The sequence below is a fragment of the Candidatus Amarolinea aalborgensis genome, from assembly GCF_900491745.1.
GTDB lineage: Bacteria > Chloroflexota > Anaerolineae > SSC4 > Amarolineaceae > Amarolinea > Amarolinea aalborgensis.
This window is the reverse complement of the sequence record NZ_UETR01000004.1, coordinates 58,858-70,414: the sequence shown is the minus strand read 5'-3', so window position 1 is coordinate 70,414 and position 11,557 is coordinate 58,858. Positions and strand designations below refer to the sequence as shown.

The following is an 11,557-nucleotide window of genomic DNA, read 5'->3' as shown; positions in this document are numbered from 1 at the left end:
GTTGAACCATGCTTGATCTCCTGGATTTGTTACTGCGCCGTCTGGTCCTGACCCGAGTGCCAGGCATCACAACCGAAGACCAGGTGCGCTTCCAGCCGCCGGATCAGATCTGGCGCACGTATGTGAACGGGCTGGGCGCGCGCAACGCGCTGAACATCTACCTGTTCGACCTGCGCGAGAACCGCAAGCTGCGCTCCAACGAGCGCGTGCGCAGCACCGACAGCGGCGTCGCCTTTGACACGCCGGCCGCGCCACGGGTTGACTGCCATTACCTGATCACGGCCTGGAGCCCCATGACCGTCACACCCCTGCTGGAGCCGGTCTTGGATGAACACAGTCTGTTGTACGGCATCACCACGGCCTTGATGGCGGAGGCGCCGCTCAACCCGGCCCGCCGCTATGCCGCAGGCAGCGCCGACCTGCTGGCCTGGCCGGAGGCCTGGCGGGACGCTGACCTGCCGACGGTGATTCTACCCATCGAGGCCTTCCCCAAGTATGCGGAGTTTTGGGGCACGATGGGCCAGACGCATCCCTGGAAGCCGGCCGTCTACGTGGTCGTGACGCTGCCGGTGGTCATGGCCGCGCAACCGGCCGGCTACCTGGTGACGACGCGCGAGGCCGCATATGGACGTGCGGACGCAGTCGCATCCGCCGACGCTCTGCTGCAGATTGGCGGTACGGTGCGGGCCGCGGGCAACCAGCCGGTGGCGGTCGCCTGGGTGGGCCTGGAGGCGGCCGATGGCACGACCTTGCTCCAGGTCGCGGAAACGGATGCGCAGGGCCGCTTCACCTTCAGCCGCGTGCGGGGTGGACACTACTGGTTACGCGTACGCGCCGCTGGTCGCAGCGAAGGGCACCTGCCGATTGGGGTGCCCGGCCCTGCCGGCGGTTATGATGTGCAGCTTACCTGACGTTCGGCCGCTTAGCGGCCATGGTTCATGAACCGGAAAGGAGTATGCCCAGATGCCAACTTACGATTATCCTGGCGTCTACATTGAAGAACAGCCTGCAGCCAGCCCGATTCAGGGCGTTGGCACCAGCACCGCCGCTTTCATCGGCGTCGCACGCGGCGGACCGGTCAATCAGCCGGCTTTTGTCACGAGCTTCGATGAGTTCCGCCAGACCTTCGACGCACAACCCATGGATGGTTTCTACCTCTGGTATGCCGTGCGCGCCTTCTTCGACAACGGCGGCCGCCGCGCCTACATCGTCAAGGCCAGCAGCGGACGCACCGCCAGCCTGGCCCTACCGGACAGCCGCGCCGTGGGCGCGCAGACCGCCCTGGTGGTCGTTGCCCAGGCGCTCGGCGTGCCTTCGCCAGACATCACCGTCACGGTGACGCATACGTCCCTGGTGCCGTCGGTCAATGTCCTGCGTTGGCAGGCCCCGGTCGCCCAGGCCAACGGCGATCGCATCCGGGTTGCCGCGGTGGTGGGGCCGCCGGCGCTGACCGCAGCCGAAGCCGCCGCGCGCTTCCGCGTGGGGGACAGCGTACATATCACAGAGAACGCCAATCAAGAGGATGCGACGGTGCGCGAGGTGCGGGGTGATCTTCTCTTGTTGGAGAAACCCCTCGCCAAGACCTATGCCGGGGGCAATGTTCGCCTGGCCGACCTCAAGCCGGGCGGCGTCAGTCTGCGCCTGGAAGCGGCGGCCGCGGGATTGGCCCCAGGCAGCGTGATTACCATCGCCCAGGGCGCCACCGGCCCAGAAACGTTGGTGGTCAAACAGGTGCAGGCCGAACGGATCACGCCGGACCTGACCACCTATCGCGTGGATCTGCAGGCTGGCCTGGCCAACACGTACGATCGGGCCTCCACCACGGCCATCGTGGTCAAGTCGCAGGAATTTACCCTGGCGGTGACGCAGGATGCGGTCACGGAGACCCGCGCCCATCTTTCCATGGATCGCCGTCACCCCCGCTATGTGGGCGCGTACCTGGCGCAGCAGCCCTTCAGCCTGGTGACGGTGAGCGAGCCAGCGGTGCCGTCAAACGCAGACATGAAGGATCGCAGTCCAGCGGAAACGGCGAACCAGAAGCTGGTGGGGGGCAAGGCCGATGCGCCGCAAGACCTGACGCCGGCCGATTTCCAGGACGCGCTCGACGCGCTGCGCACCATAGACGAGGTGAATTTCATCGCCATCCCCGATGCCGCGGGCCGGCTCGATGTGCAGATGGCCTTGCTGGCCCACTGCGAGAACCTGCGTGATCGCTTTGCGATCTTCGACGCGCCCCAGGGTCTGCCGCCGACCGGACCGGGCAGCATTCGTGATTGGGTGGCCGCGCTGCGCTCCGATCGCGGCTACGGCGCCTTGTACTACCCCTGGGTGCTTGTGTCTCACCCCGCGGGCGGAACGGTCGCAGTACCGCCGTCCGGCCATGTCGCCGGCGTCTATGCGCGGTCGGACGGTGAGCGAGGCGTCAACAAGGCGCCCGCCAATTTCACACTGAACAGCGCCTTGGGCGTGGTGACCTTGATCAACGATGACACGCAGGGACCGCTGAACATTGACGGGGTCAATGTGCTGCGCGTCTTCCCCGGTCAGGCGCGGCCTGTGGTGTGGGGCGCGCGCACCACGTCACCGCAAACTGCGTGGCAGTATGTGAACATCCGCCGCCTGCTGCTCTTCATCGAGGAATCCATCGAGGAAGGCATCCGTTGGGCGGTCTTTGAACCCCACAACCCGGCGCTGTGGGCCAAGCTGCGCCGCACCATCATTGATTTCCTGACCCGCATCTGGCGTGACGGTGCGCTGTTTGGCGCGAAGCCAGACGATGCGTTCTACGTGCGCATTGACGAATCCAACAACCCGCCGGGTGAGCGCGCCCTGGGGCGCCTCTACATCGAGATCGGCCTGCGTCCGGTCTACCCTGCCGAGTTTATCGTCGTCCGTATCGGCTTCTGGGAAGGCGGATCGGAAGTCAGCGAGTGAACCACCACAAGGAGCAAGAACCATGGCCACCGGACAGGTGAAAGATCCCTACGGTAATTACAATTTTCTCATCGAGATTGACGGCATCACGCGTGCGGCTTTCCAGCAGGTGAGCGGCTTCGACTCGACGATTGACATCATCGAGCACCGCGAGGGCGGTCAGAACACGACGGTGCGCAAGCTGCCGGGCATGACCAAATTCAGCAATATCCAGCTGCGCTGGGGCATCACCGATGACCTGCAGCTCTATCAATGGCACCGACAGGCCATTGACGGCGATTTACAGCGCAAGAATGGCTCGATCGTCCTGCTCGACCGCCGCGGCGAGGAAGTCGCGCGTTGGAACTTTTTCAGCGCCTGGCCCAGCAAGTACGATGCGCCCGACCTGAATGCGGAAGGCAATGACGTGGCCATCGAGACGTTGGAACTGGCGCACGAAGGGCTGGCACGCGTCCGCTAGGAGGTTCTGCATGTTTCGGACAGAGTATGAGTTCACGCTCCCTTGTGGGTACCTGGATGAGGATGGCACCCTCCATCGGGATGGCATCATGCGCCGGGCGACCGCGGGGGACGAGATTCTACCGCTGAAGGATCCCCGCGTGGTCAAGAACCCGGCCTACCTGGTGATCATCCTGCTCGCGCGCGTCGTCACGCGGCTAGGCTCGGTCAATCCCATCAACCCGCACGTGATCGAGAACCTGTTTGCCACCGACCTGGCCTATTTGCAGAAGCTGTACAACGAGATCAACCAGCTCGAAGAGGAACGCCGGACGATCCTGTGTCCAAACTGCCAGCATGAGATTGCCCTGGAGCCCGCGCTCCCGGGGGGATTACCGGCTACCCCCTGGCCCAGCTTTACCGGGAGGTAGCCTTTGTCGCCTACCATTTCCACTGGTCGCACGCGGAAATCATGGAGATGGAACACGCCGACCGGCAGCGCTGGGCTGCCGAGATTTCTGGCATTAATCGCGAGATGAACGAAACATGAATGGTGCCAACCCATTTCCGGCTCGCATACAACCGGCCTGGCGCCCGGTGCAATCGGCCAGTCTACGCCTCGCCACGCACGGCGCAGCCAGCGCCGCGGCGAGCTTCGCCGCGGCGATCCGCGGTCGCTATGGCGCGCGCGGGACGACCGCCCAGGCCCCTGACCTGGTGCTGGCGCGGACTGCACCACCATCCTGGCAGCCCGTATTCCGCCAGACGTTCGTGCGCGTCGAGCCACGGCTAACCCTGGCGGTGCGCCCCACGGTGCGCGTCGAATCGCTGGAACGCCAGGTGGAGCAGCGTTTGGCCTGGCAGCCAGGCGCGCCGGCCGGAGAGGCTGCGCCGCCCGTGCAAATGGTCTCGCGTCTTCTGGCGCGCAGCACACGCGTGGAAGCTGGTCAGCCGGCCGGGGCGCCGTCCGCGGCCGCGCTGGTCGGTCAATCTGACGCCGCTGATGCGCGGCCAACACGACCGCCAGCCATTCCGCGGCCGGAATTGATCGTCCACCGCACGACGGTCGTGCTCCCGATCGAGAACCAGGCGCGAACCTCGCCGGTCGCCGTGCCCTTGCGGCCTGACGACGCACCGCCCGCCGACCGCTGGTCGGCGCCGCCTTCAGCCCCGACCGGCTGGCAAACGCGGGCGCCAGAGGCAACGCTGGATGTGCAGCGTCTGACCGACCGGGTCATGGATGTGTTGGACCGGCGTTTACTGGCCGCACGTGAGCGCATGGGGAGAGGGTAATCATGCCGCCATTCACAACCAACCTGGGCAAAACCCTGCATGTGCTGGCGACAGGCGGCCTGCACAAGGCGCTGATCATCAACACGGCGACAGCGGACAGGATTCCGGTGCAGTTCAACCCTGAAGAATACACCTTGAGCCGCGAAAATAACTTCGCGCAGGCCGCGGTGCCTGGCCTGGGCGGCCCCATCCTACAATTTGCCCATGGCAACCTGAAGACGCTTGAGATGGAGCTGTTTGTTGACACCTATGAAGCCCACAACGAGGGCGCGCTGCGCACCAAGGCCGGGGATGACGTGCGCATCATCACCAACCGGCTTGTCGGCTTGATGGAGATCAACGCCGATCTGCACGCGCCGCCGGTCCTGTTGTTCACATGGGGCGGCCTTTCCTTCTCGTGCGTGTTGGCCCGCGTCACCCAGCGCTTTATCATGTTTCGACCGGACGGCGTACCGATTCGTGCCCGCATGCAGGTGAGCTTTCACGAGTACCTCAACGCCAGCCTGGAGCGTAAAGAGGTCAAGACACAAACCGCCGATTACAGTAAGATTTATGTGGTAAGCCAGGGCGAAACGTTGAGCAGCATCGCGGCGTCCGTTTACGATGATCCGACGATGTGGCGGCCCATTGCCTTGCTGAATCGCATGGACGACCCACGATCGCTGAGCACCGGACAGCAGCTCTTGATTCCGCGGCTGCCCTTCCGCGATCCTGAAACCGGCGAGGTCCTGGCGTAAATGACCACCTACACGCAGTATGCGCCCGACTTCAAGATTACCATCAACGGTAGTGAGATTCCAGATGCGCTGCGCGGCGCGATTACCAGTGTGCGCTACGAGGACGGCGTTCCTTCCATGATTGGCGAAGGGGATGAACAGAGTCTGCGGGGCGCCGATCGGGTCGAGGTCGAGCTGGCCAACCCTGATCTGCGCTGGCTGCAGCGCCACATCCGCGGGTTGGGTTTCCGTCCCTTCCCGACCGATCTCAAAATCGGGCCGGCCCGCATCAAGAACGCCTCGTCGGCCGCCTTCGGGCTGAACGCCGCGGTTGTGCAGAAGCTGGCCGCTGAAGAGGCAACCGATGGCCTCTTCGATCTGGACAATCGCCTGACCCTGGCGATGGGCTATGCGCCGGGCCGCCTGACCGATCTGTTCCTGGGCGAGATCACCGGCGTCGAGGCTGACTTCCCAAACAGCGGCATGCCGGTGATGCGCCTGGTGGCTCACGACTACCTGCACCGCCTGGCGGATGGCAGCGTCGGCCGCAGCTTCGGTCTGCTGCCCGATTGGCTGGTGGCGGCCATCCTGAGCGCCGAGAATCTCCTGCTGCCGCTGGTTGACCCCGTGGTCGGCGCGGCCTCCACGGCGACGGCCGTCATCAATGCGATCTTTCGCGGCGCGGGGCGTAAGCAGCGCGGGCAGACCGATCTGCAGTTGCTGAAGGAAATCGCGGACACCTATGATGCTGATTTCTGGGTGGACGGCAACATCCTGTATCTTTCGCGTGTCATGGGCAAAGAGTACACCCCGCGGCTGACCCTGACCTGGGGCGAGTCGCTCTTATCGTTCTCCCCGCGCGTCAGCACCATCGGGAAGGTGATGGGCGTGTCCTGCAAGTTCACCGTGCCGCTGATTCCGCTCGATTTCCTGTTGGCTATTGCCTGGGACTTCGACCGCGAGAGCTTGAGTGTGCGCGTACTGCCAGGCGCGGTCGCAGCCGCCAGCAAGAGCGTGCTAGGCGGCCCGGTGATGAGCCTGGTCAACCGGAAGCTCGACAATCCGGCCGACATTACTCAGAGCGCGATGGCCCTGGCGCGCCTGCTGCGCAACAAGCTGAACACGCGCCTGACTGGCAGCGGGGAAGCAGTCGGCGATCCACGCCTGCGCGCGGGAGCCATCATCCGTCTCGAAGGCCTGGGGCCTTCGTTCAGCGGCGACTACCGGGTGACGAGCGCCACGCATACCATCAGCAGCAGCGGCTACCGCACCAGCTTCAGAGTGCGCAAGGAGATCATTCCGTGACAAGACCAGCGATTGGCCTGATGTCCGATCAACTGGACGAAGAACAGAGCGAGCCTAAGACGCAGTATGGCGTGGTGACTGGTCGCGTGGTGAATTTACTTGATCCCCTCGCACAGGCGCGCGTGCAGGTGCAGTTCCCATGGCTCGATGGCACCGATCTCAGCGCGTGGGCGCGCGTCGCCGTTCCCACGGCCGGCCCTTTTCATGGGATGTACTTCATGCCCAACATGGGCGATGAGGTACTGGTCGCCTTCGAACATGGCGACATCAATCATCCCTACATCATCGGCGCGCTGTGGAGCCTGAAGGCGCCGCCGCCGCTGCCGTCGCCGCTGCTGCAGATTCGTGCGGAACGCACCCTGTCCGGCAATCAGATCGTTTTCACGGATGGGCCGCCCTCCCTGACGATCCAAAGCGGGCCAACCCCACCCCTGGTCCTGCCGGCGCCGCCTTCACCCACCGGCCCTCACCAGACCGTGGCGATGTCGCCGGTGGGTATCCAGATTATTGGCAACAGCATCCTGTTACAGGCCGCCGACAGTATCGTCACGATTTCGCCGGCTGGCATCACGCTGCAGTCTGGCGCGAACAGCGTCGTGATTTCAAAAGCGGGAATCGTCATCCTGGGGCACCCCCAGGTGCAGATTAACCCATTGGGTTGATGGAGAAAGGTTAACACGATGCCATCCAAACCGGCGGCGCGCGTCGGCGATCTAACCACGCATGGCGGATTTCTGACGGGGCCGGGCTGCCCGACCGTCTTCATCGGCGGCAAACCGGCGGCGCTTGTCGGCGATTCGCAGGTTTGTCCCCTGGTGGACGGCGTCAAGCCGCACGGCGGCGGGGTGATCACCCTGGGCAGCCTCACCGTGTTCATTGGCGGCCGTCCAGCGGCCCGCGTCGGCGATATGACGCAATGCGTCGGGCCGCCTGGAACCATCGCCCCGCCGGGTTGCCCGAGCGTCATGATTGGGTAAGGAGTATGACAGGTGGCTGATTTCTTAGGCAGCGGCTGGAGCTTCCCCATCCGGATTGACAAGCAGGGCGAGATCGCGCTGGTCAGTCGTGAGGAAGACATTCGCCAGGCGATTCTCGTCATCCTGGGCACGAGTCCGGGTGAACGGGTCATGCGGCCGGACTTCGGGGCCGGCCTCAAAGCCCTGGTCTTTGAACCGATCAATACGGCGACCAAGGCCCTGGTCAAACACCGGGTGGAAGAGGCGTTGTTGTTATGGGAACCACGCATTGACAGCGTCGAGATCACCATGGCGGACGAGCGCAGCCTGGGCCGCCTGCTGCTTGACATTCATTATCGGGTGCGAGCTACGAATACGTTTTTTAACCTGGTCTATCCATTCTACTTACTGGAAGGAAAGCAGTCGTGAACAGCAACGGGACACCTGGGCTGGACGCGCGCACAATCGAGGCGCTGGTGCACGACCTGCTCGTGCGGCGGCCTGCGTACACGCCGGAGTGGACGCCGGCCGACCGTGGGTCAGGCCAGGCCTTGCTCCAGGCGTTTGCGCATCACCTGCGCGCTCTGGCCGAGCGCGTGAACCAGGCGCCGACGAAACTCGAGCTGGCTTTTCTGGACATGTTGGGATTGTCGCTGCTGCCGGCGCAGGCGGCACGCGCCCCGGTCGTCTTTCAGCCCGTGGCGCGCCTGGGCGATGCCCGCGTCCCGACCCGTACGCGCGTCGGCGCGCAAGCGCCCGGCCAGAGCGACCCGCTGATCTTCGAGACTGAGCGCGCCATCGCGCTGGCGGCCGCACGCCTGGCCGAGATCGTCACCGTGTGGCCGGGTCGCGACGGCTATGCCGATCACAGCGCGGGCCTGCTGGCTGCGCAGCCGACGACTCTCTTCAGCCCCTTGCAGCCGCTGCCTCACGAGCTGTACCTGGCGCACGATGTGCACCTGGCGCTGAGCGGCCGGGCCACGGTCGAGCTTTCCATCGAGCTGGCCGGGACAGCCTCTACGGCGTTGAACCTGGCTTGGGAATACTGGGATGGACAGGTGTGGCGCGGCTTCGGCGCCTTCCAGGCGATGGACCAGGCGGGCCAGAGCTTCGATGGCACGGCCGGCCTCACGCGCAGTGGGGTCGTGCGCCTGGTCGCCGACTGTGCGACGAGCGCCCGCCGCGTCGTCAACGGCATCGAAAGCTACTGGATTCGCGCCCGCGTGAGCCAGCCTCTGCTGCGCGGCCCAGGCCTTGTATTACCCCAGATCGGCCGCCTTAGCTTGCGCACAGTGCAGCAGAAAGACCTCTGGACGCGTGCGGTGCGCACCCTGGATCCCGCCATTCTACCGCCGGATCCCAATGGCAAGACTGGTGTGCGCGGGACGGTGACCGCTGAGGATGGCCAGCCCGTTGATGCGACGGTCTTTACGATTGGCGGCGATTTCAACCATCCTGAGAGCGACAGCGGGCATACCCGGGCCACCGGCGCGTACGGGCCTCTCCACGTACCGCCTAACCAGACCGTGGAGGTCGCGCTGGGCTTCCCCTTCCCCTTGGCGCGTGACCCCCTCCCGATCGGGATGACTCCGCTCGAGTACAACCTGGTCGTCGCGCCCGGCGCCCGCCTCGAAGCAGCCTTCGCCGATGGAGTCAAGCTGGATGTGGGCAGCACCTTCTATCCCTTCGGCCCGCAGGCCCAGGCCGGCAGCGCCTTCTACGTCGCCTGCCAGGAGGCCTTCAGCAAGCCGGGCGCCGAGCTGCGGTGGTGGATTGACCTGGTTTCTTCCACGGGCAATTCTTGGAGCATGTCGAAGGATTTGACTTTTGCCTGGCAATACTGGAATGGTCGCGACTGGGTGACGCGCGAGACCGCGACCATCACGGCGCTGCAGGCGGACACGCTGGCCTTTTTGACCGCCCCGCGCACGGTGCCGGAGGACCTGGCGCCGACAACGGTCAACGGGGAACTGGGGCTTTGGATGCGCCTGGTGATCAAAGCTGGGCGCTTCTACCGCGAGCGCAACTTCGGTAACAATGTAACCATCCAGGAGCCGGCCGGCCCGGCGCTGGCCAACTTACGCCTGGGCTACGTCTACCGCTCGCCCCTGACTGCTCCCCAGGCCTGCCTGACTCATAACGATTTTGCCTGGCAGGATCGCAGCGACGCCGTGCGTTTCCGCGGCGCTGCCTTTGATCCCTTTACGCCGACGACCGACCTGACGCCAGCCCTTTACCTCGGCTTTGACAAGCCCCTGCCGGCCGACCTGGTCAGCCTCTACCTGGATATCGTCGAAGACCCCGCGCGGCCAACCGGACCACGACTGGTGTGGGAGACCTGGGACGGCAGCCGTTGGAACCGCCTGAGCGTCACTGACGAGACCCAGGGATTGGCGCTGCCTGGCATGATCAGCATGGTGTGGCCGTCAGCGCCTTTCGCAGCCAGCCCCGGCGCGCCCGCGGATGTGGTTCAGGCCCAGGGTGCGGCGATCCAGGTGACCGACGCGCTGGCCGCGGCGCGCTTCGCACCGGGCGACCAGGTAGCCATCACCCAGGACGACAAAGAGGAAGTGGCGACGGTCGCAGCCGTGCGTGGGTCCACGCTGGTCCTCAAGACGCCGCTGGCCCAGGCTTATCAACGGGCGACGGTCAGTCAGGCGCGCCTGCCGCGTTTCGGCGCCCCGCGCACCTGGCTGCGCGGCCGCCTGCAAGACGACGGAGAACCGCTGCCGAGCCAGGTGCGGGGTATCTACCTGAATGCCGTGTGGGCCAGTCAGACCCAAACCTATGAAAATGAGGTGTTAGGCTCCAGCGCCGGTGAGCCGGGTCAGGTCTTCTTCTTCCGCACGACGCCCGTGCTGCCTGGTCAGGTCGTGGAGGTGCGGGAATTGACCGGGCCGCGCGCGGCCATCGAACTGCCCTTGCTGCAGGAAGAGCTGCTGCGCCAGGGGCTAGGTGATGACGCCATTCGCACCGTGGTGGACCGCCGCACCGGCCAGGTGAGCGAGGTCTGGGTGCGTTGGCAGGAGCAGCCGAATCTCTTCTTCTCTGGCCCAGGCGATCGTCATTACACCCTGGAGCGCAGCCGCGGCCGCCTGCTGATGGGAGACAATCACCGCGGGCGCGTGGCGCCCCCAGGCCCCGATGCCATCCTGGCCCGCAGTTACCAGGCGGGGGGTGGTTTGATTGGCAACGTGCCGGCGGGAGCTGTCAATCAACTCCTGGCCGGCGTGCCTGTGCAAGGCGTGCATAACCCGCGCGCCGCGCAGGGCGGCGCCGACGGGGAGATCATCGCGGCTGTACTCGATCGCGGACCACAGGTGGTGCGCCACCGCTGGCAGGCCCTCACCCGCGAGGACTACGAGGACCTGGCCCGCAACGCGTCGCCGGCCGTGGCGATGGTGCGGGCGCTGCCGGGCATTGGCCCGGGCGGCACACCGGCGCCGGGCTGGATCACGCTGGTCGTGATGCCCCACAGTCAAGACGCGCAACCGCAGCCGTCGTTTGAACTGCGACGGCAGGTGCACGCGTTCGTCGCCGCCCGACGACCGGCCACCCTGGCTGGGCAGATCCAGGTTACGGGGCCGAGTTATTTTCCGGTCGGCGTGGAAGCGGTGCTGGCGCCTCTGCCGGCGGCCGAGCCTGGCCCGGTGCTGACGGCCGTGCTGGCCGCGCTGCAGGCCTTCCTGCATCCCCTGCGCGGTGGCCCCAATGGTCGCGGTTGGCCTTTTGGCCGAGCCGTGTACCTGTCGGACATCGCGGCCTTGCTGGAAAGGGTGCCTGGCGTGGATTATGTCCCCACGCTCAACCTGCTGCGGGACGGCACCCCGCGTGGCGAGGTGCTTGAGATTCCCGCAGACCGTATCGTCGTGGCGGGGACGCTGCGCGTGCATCTCGCCGGACAGGAGGAATAGC

General features: G+C 65.5%; 12 protein-coding genes. All 12 read left to right on the top strand.

Annotated features, from left to right (window positions below):
* Positions 1-8: 8 nt before the first annotated feature.
* Genes ACPQ6D_RS06840 through ACPQ6D_RS06785 form a run of 12 tightly spaced genes read left to right on the top strand, consistent with a single transcriptional unit; the run spans position 9 to position 11,556 of the window.
* Positions 9-911, top strand: a complete 903-nt coding sequence (locus ACPQ6D_RS06840) for a Pvc16 family protein (RefSeq protein ID WP_423223561.1) — start codon at positions 9-11, stop codon at positions 909-911.
* Positions 912-963: 52 nt separating this feature from the next.
* A complete protein-coding gene (locus tag ACPQ6D_RS06835; protein ID WP_423223560.1) occupies positions 964-2,934 on the top strand; it encodes a phage tail sheath C-terminal domain-containing protein in 1,971 nt (656 codons plus the stop codon).
* A 22-nt stretch (positions 2,935-2,956) separates the two neighbouring features.
* Complete coding sequence (locus ACPQ6D_RS06830; protein WP_423223559.1) at positions 2,957-3,394, top strand: phage tail protein; 438 nt, start codon at positions 2,957-2,959, stop codon at positions 3,392-3,394.
* A gap of 10 nt (positions 3,395-3,404) precedes the next feature.
* Positions 3,405-3,803 (top strand): phage tail assembly protein, encoded by a 399-nt coding sequence (locus ACPQ6D_RS06825; RefSeq protein WP_423223558.1) that lies wholly within the window; start codon positions 3,405-3,407, stop codon positions 3,801-3,803.
* Complete coding sequence (locus ACPQ6D_RS06820) at positions 3,764-3,922, top strand: DUF6760 family protein (RefSeq protein WP_423223819.1); 159 nt, start codon at positions 3,764-3,766, stop codon at positions 3,920-3,922. Before ACPQ6D_RS06825 ends, ACPQ6D_RS06820 begins: the two co-directional genes overlap by 40 nt.
* On the top strand, positions 3,919-4,665 hold the full coding sequence (locus ACPQ6D_RS06815) for a hypothetical protein (RefSeq protein WP_423223557.1): 747 nt from the start codon (positions 3,919-3,921) through the stop codon (positions 4,663-4,665). The genes ACPQ6D_RS06820 and ACPQ6D_RS06815 overlap by 4 nt, the downstream gene beginning before the upstream one ends.
* A 2-nt stretch (positions 4,666-4,667) precedes the next feature.
* Positions 4,668-5,402 (top strand): CIS tube protein, encoded by a 735-nt coding sequence (locus ACPQ6D_RS06810; protein WP_423223556.1) that lies wholly within the window; start codon positions 4,668-4,670, stop codon positions 5,400-5,402.
* A complete protein-coding gene (locus ACPQ6D_RS06805; protein ID WP_423223555.1) occupies positions 5,403-6,686 on the top strand; it encodes a phage late control D family protein in 1,284 nt (427 codons plus the stop codon).
* Positions 6,683-7,348: a phage baseplate assembly protein V gene (locus tag ACPQ6D_RS06800; protein ID WP_423223554.1), complete on the top strand. Its 666-nt coding sequence runs from the start codon at positions 6,683-6,685 to the stop codon at positions 7,346-7,348. Before ACPQ6D_RS06805 ends, ACPQ6D_RS06800 begins: the two co-directional genes overlap by 4 nt.
* A gap of 18 nt (positions 7,349-7,366) precedes the next feature.
* Positions 7,367-7,663: a PAAR domain-containing protein gene (locus tag ACPQ6D_RS06795; RefSeq protein WP_423223553.1), complete on the top strand. Its 297-nt coding sequence runs from the start codon at positions 7,367-7,369 to the stop codon at positions 7,661-7,663.
* A gap of 12 nt (positions 7,664-7,675) precedes the next feature.
* Entirely contained in the window at positions 7,676-8,071 is a 396-nt protein-coding gene (locus ACPQ6D_RS06790; RefSeq protein WP_423223552.1) for a GPW/gp25 family protein, read from the top strand.
* On the top strand, positions 8,068-11,556 hold the full coding sequence (locus ACPQ6D_RS06785; protein ID WP_423223551.1) for a putative baseplate assembly protein: 3,489 nt from the start codon (positions 8,068-8,070) through the stop codon (positions 11,554-11,556). Before ACPQ6D_RS06790 ends, ACPQ6D_RS06785 begins: the two co-directional genes overlap by 4 nt.
* The last annotated feature ends 1 nt before the right edge of the window (position 11,557 follow it).

What these genes read in the sequence shown, in the direction of transcription:
- ACPQ6D_RS06830 (WP_423223559.1), top strand. Translation starts at nt 2,957, where the DNA reads ATGGCCACCGGACAGGTGAAAGATCCCTACGGTAATTACAATTTTCTC.
- ACPQ6D_RS06825 (WP_423223558.1), top strand. Translation starts at nt 3,405, where the DNA reads ATGTTTCGGACAGAGTATGAGTTCACGCTCCCTTGTGGGTACCTGGAT.
- ACPQ6D_RS06795 (WP_423223553.1), top strand. Translation starts at nt 7,367, where the DNA reads ATGCCATCCAAACCGGCGGCGCGCGTCGGCGATCTAACCACGCATGGC.
- ACPQ6D_RS06810 (WP_423223556.1), top strand. Translation starts at nt 4,668, where the DNA reads ATGCCGCCATTCACAACCAACCTGGGCAAAACCCTGCATGTGCTGGCG.
- ACPQ6D_RS06840 (WP_423223561.1), top strand. Translation starts at nt 9, where the DNA reads ATGCTTGATCTCCTGGATTTGTTACTGCGCCGTCTGGTCCTGACCCGA.
- ACPQ6D_RS06805 (WP_423223555.1), top strand. Translation starts at nt 5,403, where the DNA reads ATGACCACCTACACGCAGTATGCGCCCGACTTCAAGATTACCATCAAC.
- ACPQ6D_RS06815 (WP_423223557.1), top strand. Translation starts at nt 3,919, where the DNA reads ATGAATGGTGCCAACCCATTTCCGGCTCGCATACAACCGGCCTGGCGC.
- ACPQ6D_RS06835 (WP_423223560.1), top strand. Translation starts at nt 964, where the DNA reads ATGCCAACTTACGATTATCCTGGCGTCTACATTGAAGAACAGCCTGCA.